General features: G+C 68.1%; 13 protein-coding genes. 7 read left to right on the top strand and 6 right to left on the bottom strand.

What is annotated here, in order from left to right:
• Positions 1–12: 12 nt before the first annotated feature.
• The 3 genes from AC50YM_RS01605 to AC50YM_RS01615 form a co-directional block, all read right to left on the bottom strand.
• Complete coding sequence (locus tag AC50YM_RS01605; RefSeq protein ID WP_494955257.1) at positions 13–750, bottom strand: HAD family hydrolase; 738 nt, start codon at positions 748–750, stop codon at positions 13–15.
• Positions 751–1,182: 432 nt separating this feature from the next.
• Positions 1,183–1,809, bottom strand: a complete 627-nt coding sequence (locus AC50YM_RS01610) for an alpha/beta hydrolase (RefSeq protein ID WP_494955258.1) — start codon at positions 1,807–1,809, stop codon at positions 1,183–1,185.
• Between the two features lie 9 nt (positions 1,810–1,818).
• Entirely contained in the window at positions 1,819–3,039 is a 1,221-nt protein-coding gene (locus AC50YM_RS01615) for a beta-ketoacyl-[acyl-carrier-protein] synthase family protein (RefSeq protein WP_494955259.1), read from the bottom strand.
• Between the two features lie 629 nt (positions 3,040–3,668).
• Between AC50YM_RS01615 and AC50YM_RS01620 the strand changes: the two genes are divergently transcribed.
• The 6 genes from AC50YM_RS01620 to AC50YM_RS01645 all read left to right on the top strand — a co-directional run bounded on the left by AC50YM_RS01620 (position 3,669) and on the right by AC50YM_RS01645 (position 9,199).
• A complete protein-coding gene (locus tag AC50YM_RS01620) occupies positions 3,669–3,932 on the top strand; it encodes a DUF6458 family protein (RefSeq protein ID WP_494955260.1) in 264 nt (87 codons plus the stop codon).
• A gap of 536 nt (positions 3,933–4,468) precedes the next feature.
• On the top strand, positions 4,469–5,272 hold the full coding sequence (locus tag AC50YM_RS01625) for a DeoR/GlpR family DNA-binding transcription regulator (protein ID WP_494955261.1): 804 nt from the start codon (positions 4,469–4,471) through the stop codon (positions 5,270–5,272).
• Entirely contained in the window at positions 5,269–6,255 is a 987-nt protein-coding gene (locus AC50YM_RS01630; protein WP_494955262.1) for a 1-phosphofructokinase family hexose kinase, read from the top strand. The genes AC50YM_RS01625 and AC50YM_RS01630 overlap by 4 nt, the downstream gene beginning before the upstream one ends.
• Positions 6,256–6,257: 2 nt before the next feature.
• Positions 6,258–8,297 carry a PTS fructose transporter subunit IIABC gene (locus AC50YM_RS01635; RefSeq protein WP_494955263.1) on the top strand — a complete coding sequence of 680 codons (2,040 nt, stop codon included), beginning with the start codon at positions 6,258–6,260 and terminating at the stop codon, positions 8,295–8,297.
• A gap of 75 nt (positions 8,298–8,372) precedes the next feature.
• Positions 8,373–8,651, top strand: coding sequence for an HPr family phosphocarrier protein (locus AC50YM_RS01640; protein WP_494891593.1), 279 nt, complete (start codon positions 8,373–8,375; stop codon positions 8,649–8,651).
• Between the two features lie 260 nt (positions 8,652–8,911).
• Complete coding sequence (locus AC50YM_RS01645; RefSeq protein ID WP_494955264.1) at positions 8,912–9,199, top strand: DUF7218 family protein; 288 nt, start codon at positions 8,912–8,914, stop codon at positions 9,197–9,199.
• Between the two features lie 32 nt (positions 9,200–9,231).
• Here the strand turns inward: AC50YM_RS01645 and ku are convergent, their stop codons facing one another.
• Positions 9,232–10,302 carry a non-homologous end joining protein Ku gene (gene ku / locus AC50YM_RS01650; RefSeq protein WP_494955265.1) on the bottom strand — a complete coding sequence of 357 codons (1,071 nt, stop codon included), beginning with the start codon at positions 10,300–10,302 and terminating at the stop codon, positions 9,232–9,234.
• A 124-nt stretch (positions 10,303–10,426) separates the two neighbouring features.
• On the opposite strand from ku, the gene AC50YM_RS01655 reads away from it, so the two are divergent.
• On the top strand, positions 10,427–12,922 hold the full coding sequence (locus AC50YM_RS01655; RefSeq protein ID WP_494955420.1) for an ATP-dependent DNA ligase: 2,496 nt from the start codon (positions 10,427–10,429) through the stop codon (positions 12,920–12,922).
• A gap of 36 nt (positions 12,923–12,958) precedes the next feature.
• On the opposite strand, the gene AC50YM_RS01660 is transcribed toward AC50YM_RS01655, so the two are convergent.
• A complete protein-coding gene (locus AC50YM_RS01660) occupies positions 12,959–13,207 on the bottom strand; it encodes a hypothetical protein (RefSeq protein WP_494955266.1) in 249 nt (82 codons plus the stop codon).
• 84 nt (positions 13,208–13,291) lie between these two features.
• On the bottom strand, positions 13,292–13,525 hold the full coding sequence (locus AC50YM_RS01665) for a hypothetical protein (RefSeq protein ID WP_494955267.1): 234 nt from the start codon (positions 13,523–13,525) through the stop codon (positions 13,292–13,294).
• Positions 13,526–13,914 lie beyond the last annotated feature (389 nt).

The following is a 13,914-nucleotide window of genomic DNA, read 5'->3' on the forward strand; positions in this document are numbered from 1 at the left end:
GGAAACCTCTGGTTAAAGGAGCTCTTGAAGGTCGTTTACCACCAGGGTGGCTCCCGCGTCCAGTAGCGTTTGCCGGCCGGCGCCGCGGTCGACGCCGATCACCGAATGGAAGTTTCCGGCTCGTCCGGCCTGGACCCCGGAGACGGCGTCCTCGACCACGACGCAGTCCTCGCTGGGCAGGCCCAGCAGCCGGGCGGCGTACTCGTAGGTCGCCGGGCTGGGCTTGCCGGGCAGCCCCTCGGCCACGGCGACGACGCCGTCGACCACCACCGGGAAGCAGTCGGAGAGCCCGGCGGCCTTGAGCACTGCCGGTGCGTTGCGGGAGGAGGAGACGACGGCGACCTTCAGTCCGCGGGACAGCGCGGCGTCGAGGAACCGCACGGACCCTTCGTAGGGCTTGACGCCGCCGGCCTCCACGATGTCGTTGAAGACCTTGTTCTTGCGGTTGCCCAGACCGTGGACCGTGTTGTGGGCCGGGTCGTCATCCAGCGGTCCTTCCGGCAGGACGATGTTGCGGGAAGCGAGGAAGTCGCGGACGCCGTCGAACCGTGGCTTGCCGTCAATGTGGTCGAAGTAGTCGCTTTCGCGGTAGCCGGGCGCGCCGGGAACGGTCGTGAGGAACCCGTCGAAGAGTTCCTGCCAGGCGCGTTCGTGCACCACCGCGGTGGGGGTCAGGACGCCGTCGAGGTCAAAGAGTATCGCTGCGGCACCGGTCCAGCCGGACAGGGTGGTGCTGGAAGGCTCAGTCATGGATCGGGTGTCCTTTCAGACGGCGGTAGGTAACGCGTGGGCGGCACGACAGCGGGCCAGAAATTGTGCGCACGGCGGCGGTGGCGCAGTGCGGGCGGTGACGCTCCGGAGTCTTCCGCGGGCGGACCGCGGGCCTGGGACACCGGGTGGGCGCGACGGTTCAGCGCGGCGGGAGGCCCGGCAAGTACCGGAGTGCTGTGCAGATGATGCGGATGGAGGGTCCGGCTGCGTCCTGGCTGGGAACGGGTGGCCTCTTGGCCTGCGGCACGGGGCTCAGCCTTTCTTCCCCCTGAATTATCGGCCGTGGAGACGGCCAACGTTAAGTATAAAGGCTGGCAAAATTAACGCGCAAGTGGACGAACACGGTATGGCCCCTGTCGCGCCGGTGCACCCTGGTCTCGCCCGGGAGCCGGGTCTCGCCCGGGAGCCGGGTCAGCTGCCCGGGCGCAGCACATAATGCCGCAGGAAGGCGCTGACGTCCACGAGTTCGGCCGCTGACATGGCGTGGCCCATGCCGGGGTACGTCCGCGCGGTCAACTGGGTGTGCTCGTACAGCCATTCCTCAGTGTGCTCGGTGGCGGCGTCGTTGATCACCAGATCGTCCCGGTCGCGGCCCCAAAAGACGGGCGTGCGGGAATCGAACGATTCGCTCATCGCCAGGAGTTCGTTTTCCAGGACAAATCCTGACAGCCCGACGACGGCCCGGAACTGCGCCGGGCGCAGCCGCAGCAGGGTGGTTGCCATGGCCATGCCCTGCGAGTAGCCGAACAGGGTGACGCTGCTGTGTTGCGCCTTGACGGATTCGATCCAGCTGAAGACGGCGTTGGTGGAGGAGATAACGTCGGCGAAGTCATGGGTCAGAAAGTAGTCCAGCAGGAACCAGCCGAAGCCGTCCCCAATCACCTTGGGTCCGCGGAGCGCGGCGCAGCTGAACTCGGGGGGCAGGCGGTCAAAGAGTTTTGCCATCCGGGATTCATCCCGGCCGTAGCCGTGCAGCATCACCAGCAGCGGCGTTCCAGCGCGCTCGTGTTCCGGCTTGGACCAGACGACTGTCTCCATCGGAACATCCTAGCTTTCGGTGATCACCAGCGCCGTGCTGTGCCCTCCGAATCCGAAGGCGTTGGCGATGCCCGCCTTCGCCGGCTGCCCCTCAGCGGTTCCCCGCAGGAGGTTGAGGTCGATCCCGTCATCCGGTTCGTCAAGGTTGCCGATGCCCGGGACCGCCCCCGTCTTCAGTGACTGGATCATTACGACGGCGCCGAGCGCGCCGGCGCCGCCGAGGAGGTGGCCGGTGAGGGACTTCGTGGACGTCACCGGAACCTGGTTTCCGAGCACGGCCCTGATCGCTTCCGCTTCCAGCCGGTCACCGACCGGCGTGGAGGTTGCGTGCGCGTGGACCAGGCCGATGTCACCGGCGGACAGGCCCGCCATTGCGAGTGCTTTTTCCATCACGCGGCGCTGCATGGCCGGGTCGGCAGCGACGATGTCGACGGCGTCGGAGGTCACCGCGGTCCCGGCCACGACGCCCAGGATTTCGGCGCCGCGCGCCCGGGCGTGGTCCTCGCGTTCCAGGACCAGGACCGCGGCGCCCTCGGCCAGGACGAATCCGTCCCGGTCGCGGTCAAAGGGCCGGGAGGCGGACTGCGGGTCCTCGTTGCGGGTGGACAGGGCACGGATTTGGGCAAAACCGCTGATGATCAGGCCGTTGATGCAGGAATCGACGCCGCCGGCGATCACGACGTCGGCCGACCCCGCCCGGATCATGTCGGCCGCCTGGGAGATGGCTTCCGCCCCGGAGGCGCAGGCGCTTACGGGTGTCCGTGCCCCGCCCTTGGCTCCGACGTCGATGGATACCCAGGCCGCGGGCGCATTGGTCATGATTCGGGTGAGGGTGTGCGGGGAGACCCTGCGCGGACCGCTTGCATCAAGTGTCCGGTTCTGTGCCAGGGTGGTGTCGAGTCCGCCGTAGCCGGAGCCGATCACCACCGCCAGGCGTTCCGGGTCGGCCTCGGGGCGGCCGGCCTGCGCCCACGCTTCGCGGGCTGCAACCAGCGCCAGCTGCCCGCACCGGTCCATCCTTTTGTATTCGGGGGTGGAGAGCAGCGACGCGACGTCGACGGTCACCCGGCCGGCCATGCGGACGGGGAGCTCCTGCGCCCAGTCGTCCTCGAGGGCCACGATGCCGGAGCGCCCGGCCAGCAGCGCGGCCCGCGTCTCGGCCGCGGTCCCGCCTACCGGGGTCACCGCGCCCAGTCCGGTGACAACAACGCGGGGAAAGGCTTCAGGCATGGGTACCGGTGTTTCTGTGAGGCCCGCCGGGACCCGCGGTGAGCGCGGCGTGCGGTCCGTGGCGAGCGGGTGTGCGGGGTGGGGCGTGCAGGTGTGCGGGGTGGGGCGTGCGTGCGGGTGTGCAGGGTGGTTGCGCACGGGTGTGCGGCGTGGTTGCGTGCGTGCGGGTGTGCAGGGTGGTTGCGCGCGGGTGTGCGGCGTGGGGCGTGCAGGGTGGTTGCGCGCGGAAGCGGTCAAAGCGGTTTGATACCTGGGTGGGACCCGGGACAACTTAAGGATACGGGGGACGGCCGGAACCGTGCCGTTCTGTGACTCCCCCACCGGTATTTCCGCTCCGGCCAGGGATTCCGCGGGCGCCTGCGGGCCTGTCGCGGGCTCCGGCCGGAGACTTCCCGGGCGCTACCCGCCGGCCGCTCGCGAATCGGACAACTGCGTCGGAAACGGACAACCGCGGGCAGGATCCGCGCCGCGATGGTCCGAATCCGCGGCGGAAAGCACAAAACTGCGCGGAAACCGTCCGGTGTGGCGGCGCCGCGGATCGTTGAATGAGCGTCCACCGGGCTGTAGCGTGACGCTGGAAAGCATGCTTAGCAATACCTATCCGTCCCACCGGACATAAGGAGCACCTCATGAGAATCGGTTCCTCCATCTTCCTCATCGCCCTCGGCGCCATTCTGGCGTGGGCCATCACTCCCGGCCTGATCCCCAACGTTGACCAGACCATGATCGGCTACATCCTGATGGCTGTGGGCGTGATCGGACTGATCGCCTCGCTGATCCTGGCCACTCCGGGCCGAAGCCGCACGCGCCGGGTCAGCGAGACCCGCTCCGTCGTGGACCCCAACACCGGCGAAACCATCACCCGCAACGAAAGCCGCGACGCCGGTCTCTGAACCACGGGGCCAACATGCACCAAGGTGCCCCACTCCAACGACCCGGACGCCGGGCCGGACCTCAGGTCTGGCCCGGCGTCCGTCGTTTGCGTCCCGGCCCCTCCGCGGGACAGGCGCCGCCCGCCCGCCCGCGGGACATGCCCACCGCCAGTCCGCCGAACATGCCCACCGCCAGCCCGCGGGACATGCCCCGCCCCCGCAGCCACCGGTGGACATGGTCCCAAAATGTCCACCTCTGGGCGCGATACGTGGACATGTCCCGCGGCTCACCACGCCCCAGATCGGGGTAACCACTCCTCCCGGAGGGCACATGCCCAGTCCTCGCAGCCGTCGCGGGACATAGTGCCAAAATGCCCGCTCCTCGGCGCGACCACTGGGCATGTCCCCCGGGGGCGTCCGTGAGGATTCTGCGTTTCTGTTGTTTTCCATTGACAAAGCCACAAATTCAAAGATAAAGTCAATCAACTCCACCAGCCGTGTGATGGTCATCACGGAGGTGGCCGGAGGGTCCGCAGTACTGACGCAAGGGAGAGCCAGTGTTCGCCGAGGAACGCCAACAGCTGATTGTCGGTCTCATCACCGTCAGCGGCCGTGCCAGCGTGACGGACCTTGCCGAGCGTTTCAGCATCACCACCGAGACCGTCCGCCGCGACCTCGCCGCCCTTGAGGCCGCGGGCAGCGTGCGCCGGGTCCACGGCGGTGCGGTGTCCCCGGAGCGTTTCAGCACAAACGAGGAAAGCATCCTGGTCCGGACGGACCAGCGGCAGCCGGAAAAGACCCGGATCGCGGAGGCCGCCCTCGCGCTCATCCCGCGGGACGGCACCGGCAGCATCCTGATCGACGCCGGTTCGACCACCGAGTCCCTCGCGGACCTCCTGGCCGCACGGACCGCAGCGATCGCCGCTCTCTCCGGGCCCGCCGCGGAACTCGTGGTCATCACCCACTCCCTGCCCATTGCCGTGAAGCTGTCCGGCGAACCGGGCATCGCCCTGCACCTGCTCGGCGGGAAGGTCCGCGGCATCACCCAGGCCGCCGTCGGCCCGTCCACCGTGGAAGCCGCCCGGCGGATCCGCCCGGACATCGCCTTCATCGGCACCAACGGCATCCACGCAGCCTTCGGGCTAAGCACGCCCGATCCTGAAGAAGCCGCGGTCAAGGCTGCCTTCGTCCAATCAGCACGCCGCATTGTGGTGCTGGCTGATTCCTCCAAGCTGGATGCCGAAACCCTGGTCCAGTTCGCCTCGTTGAAAGATCTGGACACTTTGATCACTGACACGAAACCCAGCCAGGAGCTGGCCGATGCCCTGTCGGACGCCGGAGTGGAGGTGGTGGTCGCGTGATAGTCACCCTGACCGCGAACCCGAGCCTGGACCGCACTGTGGCCCTGCCCGGCCCGCTGCTCCGCGGCGAAGTCCAGCGGGCCGTCTCCGTCCGGCAGGAATCCGGCGGCAAGGGAGTGAACGTCTCCCGCGCCCTCGTCGCCTCCGGCCTGACAACCGTCGCCGTGCTGCCCGGAGCCGAGGCGGACCCGGTCCTTGCCGGGCTCCGGGCAGGCGACGTCCCGTTCGCTGCCCTCCCGATCGGCGAGCCGCTGCGCAGCAACGTGGCCCTGACCGAGCCCGGCGGGGTCACCACCAAAATCAACGAACCCGGACCGGTGCTCAGCGAGGAGCAGCAGGAAGCCCTGATTGGGCTGCTGCTGGACCACGCCCGCGGCGCCAGCTGGGTCGTCCTGGCCGGCTCGCTCCCACCCGGGGTCCCGGCCGACTTCTACGCGACCGTCTCCCGGCGGCTGCGCTCCATGGATCACGGCAACGAGCCCCCCCTCATCGCCGTCGACTCCTCCGGCGAACCGCTCGCCGCCGCGATCTCCGGCGACGCGCTGGGGAAACCGGATCTCATTAAGCCCAATGCCGAGGAACTGGTGGAACTGGCTGCCGCAGCCGGGTTCGCCACGCACAAATCCGCCGAGGAACTCGAAGCGGATCCGGAGGCTGCCGCAGTGGCCGCCGCCGCCGTCGTGCGATCCGGGGTGGGTGCCGTGCTCGCAACGCTCGGCTCCAAGGGTGCAGTGCTCGTAACGGCCGACGGCGCGTGGCTGGCCACGCATCCGCCGGTCACCGCCGTGAGCACGGTGGGCGCCGGCGACTCGTCGCTGGCCGGCTACCTGCTCGCCTCCAGCCAGGGCGCCGCCCCGGCCGATTGCCTCCGTCAGGCGGTGGCCCATGGTGCCGCCGCCGCTTCGCTGCCGGGCTCCACAGTTCCGGCAGTCCACCAAACCACCCCCGATGCCGTAACCATCACGGCCCTCCGGAAGGATTGACAGTGACTCAGCTCATTACCACCGACCTGGTCGAGCTCGACCAGAACCTGGGCAGCTCGCCCGAGGACGTGATCCGGCACCTGGCAGGCAGAGTTGCGGCCACCGGACGCGCCACCGAGGTCGAAGGCCTCTTCGCCGACGCCTTCGCCCGGGAATCCAAGACCGCCACCGGCGTCCCCGGCGGCATCGCGATCCCGCATTGCCGTTCGACGGCGGTCATCGAACCCACCCTCGCGATGGCCCGGCTCTCCGCCCCGGTCGATTTCGGCGCCAAGGACGGTCCCGCGGACCTGATCTTCTTCATCGCGGCACCCGAGGGCGCGGACCAGGAGCACCTCAAGCTGCTCTCCAAGCTGGCCCGCTCGCTGATCAAAAAGGATTTCACCGCGGCCCTGCGCGCCGCGGGCTCCGAGGCCGAGGTCGTCGCGCTCGTCGACGGCGCACTGGCTGACAAGCCCGCCGCCGCGGCCCCGGCCGCAGCAGGGGCAACCGCAGCCGGTGCAGCAGCCTTGTCAACCGCCAAACCGGAAACGCCCGGGGCAGCCCGCCCCAAGCGCCTCGTCGCCGTGACCGCCTGCCCCACCGGCATCGCCCACACCTACATGGCCGCCGATTCACTCGTGGCCGCAGCCAGGGAAGCCGGCGTCGACCTCCAGGTCGAAACCCAGGGCTCCTCCGGCGCCAAGCCCCTGGATCCGGCAGTCATCGCTGCCGCCGACGCCGTCATTTTCGCGGTGGACGTGGACGTCCGCGGCAAGGAGCGCTTCGCCGGCAAGCCCGTCATCAACGCACCCGTCAAGCGAGGCATCGACGAGCCGGACAAGATGGTCCAGGAGGCCCTCGCCGCGGCGGACAACCCGAACGCCCGCCGCGTCCCGCACTTCGGCGCCGAGGAACAGGCCGAGCACGAGGCGTCCGAAAAAGGCGAGCACATCGGCCAGAAGCTGAAGCGGGCGCTGCTCACCGGTGTCAGCTACATGATCCCGTTCGTCGCCGGTGGCGGCCTGCTGATTGCCCTGGGCTTCCTCCTGGGCGGCTACGACATCACCGCTGTTGCTGACAAAGTGGTCGTGGAGAACAACTTCGGCAACCTTCCCGAGGGCGGCCTCGCGATCTACCTCGGCGCTGTGCTGTTCAAGATCGGTGCCCTTTCCATGGGCTTCCTGGTCCCCGCACTCGCTGGCTACATCGCCTACGCAATCGCCGACCGGCCGGGCATTGCACCGGGCTTCGTCGCCGGTGCGGTGGCAGGCTTTATGGGTGCCGGCTTCCTCGGCGGCATCGTCGGCGGCCTGCTCGCGGGTTACATGGCGCACCTGATCGGGACCTGGCAGGTCCCACGCTGGCTCCGCGGCCTGATGCCCGTGGTGATCATCCCGCTGCTCGCTTCGATCTTTGCCTCCGGCCTGATGTTCCTGGTTCTCGGCGGTCCCATCGCAGGCCTCACCAAAGCTCTCAACGAGTGGCTCTCGGGCATGACGGGCGCCTCCGCCGTCGTCCTCGGCATCATCCTCGGCCTGATGATGTGCTTCGACCTCGGCGGTCCGGTCAACAAGGTTGCCTACGCCTTCGCCGTGGCCGGCCTGAGCGCCGGCAGCGCCACCAACCAGGCGCCGTGGCAGATCATGGCAACTGTGATGGCTGCCGGCATGGTCCCGCCGCTGGCGATGGCGCTGGCCACTGTCCTGGACAAGAAGCTCTTCAGCCTCGCCGAGCGTGAAAACGGCAAGGCGGCCTGGCTGCTGGGCGCGTCCTTCATCTCCGAAGGGGCCATCCCGTTCGCGGCCGCCGACCCGCTGCGTGTCATCCCGGCCAGCATGCTGGGCGGCGCCCTCACCGGGGCCCTCTGCATGGCCACCGGCGTCACCTCGCAGGCACCCCACGGCGGGATCTTCGTGTTCTTCGCCATCGGCAACCTGGTGATGTTCATCGTCTCCATCCTCGCCGGAACCGTGGTCAGCGCCCTGGCGGTCGTCGCCCTCAAGCGCTGGGCAGCCAAGAAGAGCGTTGATACGGTTGAACCGGTTCCCGTAACCGTCTAAGCCGGACCCGGAATAATCCCTTCCAGGGCCGACCTTCCCGGCCGACATTCCTTTTTTGAAATTCAAGGAGCAGAAATGACCGAACGTAACGCCACCATCGCCAGCCGCGTAGGGCTGCACGCCCGACCGGCCGCCATTTTTGCCGAGGCTGCAGGCGAGTTCGATCTCGAAATCACCATCGCCCGGCTGGGCGAACCCGTGGACGAGGCCATGGATGCCGCCAGCATCCTCTCCCTCATGAGCCTGGGTGCCTCCCACGGCGAAGTAGTGGTTCTGCGCGCCGAGGGCGACGGCGCCGACGCCGCCCTCGATCGCCTGGTCCAGATCCTGGAAACGGACCACGACGCCGAATAGTCCCACCTCCCGGCGGTTCTGCCGCCGGGCACGAGGACCGGAACGCCGAAACCCGGCCGAACCCTGAACAGGGGTGCGGCCGGGTTTCGGCGTTCCGGGGTTAAGGGGACGGCGGGGTTTGCGGAGCCTGCAGTGGTCGCGGCGACTGCCTTAAATCCCTAAGCAAACTTGTTAGGTGCTTGTCACGGCCCCTGCGGCGGCGCTAGCTTGGAACCGCGGCGGCACGGCCTGCCTGCCGCAGGACGACTCCCGAGGTTGCGATGCCAACGAAGAATAATGCCCCGCGGGGATCCGAAAGCCCCAGCATAAAGGACCCCGAACTCTACGAAGCCCTGCTCGACGACGGCGCCTCGAAGCAGAAGGCCGCCCGTATCTCCAACGCCGCAGCCGCGAAGGGCAGATCAGCGGTGGGACGGACGGGCGGAAAAGCCGGCAACTACGAGGACTGGACCGTCCCCCGGTTGAGGGAACGCGCCAAGGAGATCGGGCTGAAACGCTACTCGGCAATGAAGAAAAGCGAGCTCATCTCCGCACTCAGGAATTCCTGATCCCGGTGGCCACGGGCCGGACGGCAGACTGCTCAGGCCTCTTTCCGTGCGCTCCGCACCGCAGTTTTTGGGGCGGCAGCCTTCGTTGCGGCAGCCTTCGTGCCGGCGGCTTTCGTTCCGACGGTCTTCGTGCCGGCAGCCTTCGTTGCGGCGGCTTTCGTTCCGGCGGCCGTTGCCGAAGTTTTGACCGCGGTTTGGGCCGGTGCCCGCGATGCCGTCTTCGGAGCCGCCGTCGCAGCGGGCGCCTTCCGGGCGGACTTGGCACCGGCCGGCTTCGGGGCCGCACTGCCGGATTCGTCCGCGGATGCCGCCCCTCCCCCGCGCTTCTTCTCCAGGCTCCGCTTGAGGGCCTCCATCAGGTCGATCACCTCGCCGCCACCGGCCTCCGCTGCCGGCACCCCGAAGGTCTCCTCCGTGTCCAGCGACTCCCCCTTCTCCAGCTTGGCCTCGATGAGCTGCCGCAACTGCAGCTGATAGTCGTCGGTGAACTGGTCCGGTTCAAAGTCCGCTGCCATCGAGTCGACCAGCGCGGCGGACATTTCCCGCTCCTGGGCGGAGATGCGGATGGTGGTTTCGAGCGCGGGGAAGCTGGCCTCCCGCACCTCGTCGGCCCAGAGCAAGGCCTGCAGCACCAGCACGTCGCCGCGGATCCGCAGGGCGCCCAGCCGGGTCTTGTCCCGCAGGGCGAACTGGACGACGGCCACCCGGTCGGTGTCCTCCAGCGCCCGGCGCAGCAGGACATAGGCCTTGGGGGACTTGGAGTCCGGCTCAAGGTAGTAGCTCTTCTCGAACATCATCGGGTCGAGCTGCCCGGCCGGGACAAACTGCACGACGTCGATCTCGTGGCTGTTCTCAGCCGGAATGGACTTGAGCTCCTCGCGGCTGAGAACCACCGTGCGGCCGTCGTCCTCGTAGGCCTTGTCGATGTCCTCGTAGTCGACGATTTCGCCGCAGATCTCGCAGCGGCGCTGGTAGCGGATCCGTCCGCCGTCGGCGTTGTGGACCTGGTGCAGACTGATGTCATGATCTTCGGTCGCGCTGTAGACCTTGACGGGCACGTTGACCAGCCCGAACGCTATCGCGCCTTTCCAGATGGCTCTCATGGATACAGTGAACATCACAGTTGCGTGGAGGTGAAGCCCCTTGGCTGAAAGGATCCCGGCCGGCGGCAGGGAGCGGGTCCGGGTTGGCGGCCGCGAACTGGTGGTGACCAACCTGGACAAGGTGATGTATCCGGAGACCGGCACCACCAAGGCCGATGTGCTCGCCTACTACGCCGCGGTGGCGCCCATGCTGATCCCGGCCGCCGCGAACCGCCCGGCCACCCGGAAGCGCTGGGTGCACGGCGTCGGGACCGCAGATGCCCCCGGCACGATGTTCTTCCAGAAAAACCTGGACCATTCAACTCCCGGGTGGGTGCCCAGGGCCTCCATCACGCACAAGGAACGCACCATCCAGTACCCGCTGGTCAACGACCCGGCCACGCTCACCTGGCTCGCCCAGATCGCCTCCCTTGAGATCCACGTACCGCAGTGGCGGGTTGATTCGCACGGAAACGCCCTGCCTCCGGACCGGCTGGTGCTGGATCTGGATCCCGGCGAGGGTGCGGGGCTGGCCGAATGCGTGGAGGTCGCCAGGCTCGCCCGGACCATCCTGCAGGACGTGGGACTGGACCCGGTGCCCGTGACCAGCGGCAGCAAAGGCATCCACCTGTACGCCGCCCTCGACGGCTCGCAGAGTTCCGAGCAGATCTCCGAGTTCGCCCACGAACTGGCCCGCTCGTTGGAAGCCGACCACCCGGACCTGGCCGTGAGCGACATGAAGAAGACGCTGCGGACCGGCAAGGTGCTGGTGGACTGGAGCCAAAACAGTGCAGCGAAGACCACCATCGTGCCCTATTCCCTGCGCGGGCGGCTCCGGCCCACCGTGGCGGCGCCACGCACCTGGCGCGAACTCGGCTCGCCGTCCCTGCACCAGCTCGATTACCACGAGGTGCTGAAGCGGGTGCAGTCCGGCAAGGATCCGTTCGCCGCGATCTCGGGCCGGGTCCGGCCCGCGGCCAGGCCGGACGGCCACACGTACGGCCACCCGGACGGCCACGCGGCCGGCGCTGGCGCCGGTGGCACCGGCGCCGCAGCGGGGGAAGCAGCCGGCGACGGCGGCAACACCGACCCGCGGCTGGACACCTACCGCGCCAAGCGGGACCCGGGCTCTACGCCGGAGCCGTTCGCCGCGGAGCGGTACGGCGCGGAGCCAGATAACGGGACGCTCCGGGAGAAGTTCGTCATCCAGGAACACCACGCGAGCCGGCTGCACTTTGATTTGCGGCTGGAACGGGACGGCGTGCTGGTCTCCTGGGCGCTGCCCAAGGGTGTCCCCACCAGCAAGACGAAAAACCACCTGGCGGTCCAGACCGAGGACCACCCGATGGACTATTTGGACTTCGAAGGCACCATTCCCAAGGGCCAGTACGGCGCCGGGACCATGAGCATCTGGGACCGCGGCCACTACGAATGTGAAAAGTGGATCGCGGGAAAGGAGGTCATCGCCTCCCTTACCGGCCAGGACGACGGCGGGCTGGGCGGCACCCGCAGGTTCGCCCTGATCCATACCGGCCGGGCGGACGACCAGTGGCTGATCCATCTGATGGACCCGCTGGGCACGAAGAAGGGGCATGCGCCCCCGGCGTCGCCGGAGGAGGCGTCGCCGGAGGAGGCGTCGCCGGCGGCGCCGGAGCCGCCCGCGCCCGACGACGGGTCCGCCGCCCCTGACCCGGCGGACTTCCGGCCGATGCTGGCCAGTGCCGGAACGGCCGCCGACTTGCCGGGCAAGGACTGGCGCTTTGAGCTCAAGTGGGACGGAGTGCGGGCCCTGATCGTCGGCGACGCGCAGAAGATCCGCCTGGTCAGCCGCAACGGCAACGATATGACCGCGGTGTACCCGGAACTGACGGATCGCTCCTGCTGGCCGGAGCAGGATTTCATCGCCGACGGCGAGGTCATCGCCGTCGGCGCCTCGGGGCGGCCGGATTTTGGGCTGCTGCAGGGGCGGATGAAGCTCACCCACGCCTCCGACATCGCCAAGGCGCAGGCGTCGACGCCGGTTCGGCTGATGCTGTTCGACCTCCTGTCGGAGAACGGCAGGGATCTGCGCCGTCTGCCGCTCAGCAAACGCCGGGAAAGGCTGGAGGACTTCTTTGCGCCTTCCGGTTGCCCGGTGGAGCTCTCGCCGCTGATCGACGGCGAAGTCCGGCACATCCTGGAAAGCGCCGAGGAGCTCGGCCTGGAGGGCGTGATGGCCAAGCGCACGGGCGGCCGGTACGTCGGTCAGCGCAGCAGGTCCTGGCTCAAACTCAAGTTCGAACGGACCCAGGAGGTGGTGGTCGGCGGCTGGCGGCCCGGCAAGGGCGGGCGCGGACAGTCTGTGGGCTCACTCCTGCTGGGAATACCGGAGGGATCCAAGCTGCGCTATGTGGGCCGTGTCGGCAGCGGATTCAGCGCCAAGGAGCTCCAGGAACTGAGAAGGCAGCTCGATGCGCTCCCGCGGAAGACTTCGCCGTTCGAGGAGGTGCCGGCGGCCGACGCCTCGGACGCCCACTGGGTGAGCGCCAGCCTGGTCGGGGAGGTCACCTACGGTGAATGGACCGGCAGCGGCAAGCTCCGGCACCCTGTCTGGCGCGGCTGGCGGCTGGACAAGAGGCCGGAGGACGTGGTGTTCGAATAGTGCCGGGCCGGACTCGACGCCGTCCGGACCGCCGGGTTACTTGTCGCGGTGCGGGATGTCCGGGCGGCTGGTCCGGTGCTCGGCGGCCTCCACGACCTGCTGGCTGCGGACCTCGTCGCGGTCCTTCGGGTGGCGGTGTTTGCCGCTGCCATCCGGCCAGGAATGACCCTCGGAAGCGGGGGGTGGAAGGTGATGCACCGGCTCGGGCCCCGGAGCCTCATCCATGGACTCAGCCAGGTGGCTGGCCACCTCCGGCTCGATCTCGTCTCGCAAGTGATCTGCCATTGCTCTTCCTTCCCCTGTGCAATTACCGCTGTGAAATGAAGTGTTCCACCATCGTAGGACGGGCGGCCCGCGATGTCTGCAGGTCTACCAGCGGACTTTCTTCTCAGCCGGGCCCTGCTTGCCGCTGGCGTGCGTGGGCTTGTGGCTGTGGCCGACACTTTGTGAGCCGGCGCCGCCCCTGGACTTGCTCGCGAGCATCTCCTTCTGGGCGTCGGTGAGGCGCGATTTGATGCCCTTGGCTTCGTCCTGCGTGGGCTGGGACGTGTTGTCCTCTGCGGCTCCGTTGCCGCCGCTCTTTTTGGTCTCTTTGCCCGTCATTGACTGTCTCCTCGTGTGGCTTTTGATCAGCACTGCGCTGAATTCAACCCTAAGCGCATTCCGGATCCCTTGGGTACCCCTTTCGGCACCGCGTCCGCACGCCGTAAACGGGGCCGCGAGCGGCGAGCCGGACGCGGCACCAGGCGGTGAATCCGACCGGATTTAGGGCCTCCGGCCGCCTTTTCGGGAAAAACTTTCCGCAGCCACCGCCCAAGACCGGCCATTCCCAACGATGGCGCGGTGAAACCGGGGAAAAGAAACCGGCCACCGACCCCCGATACGGGCTGAAAAACCGGATCATACGTCACCAATCTCCGAAACACCATAGAAATCGCGTAAAATTGAAAGCCTGCCCAGAGCGGGGCAGCTACAAGTCGTAAGCAAATGAC

Source organism: Pseudarthrobacter sp. RHLT1-30-1 (assembly GCF_059383415.1).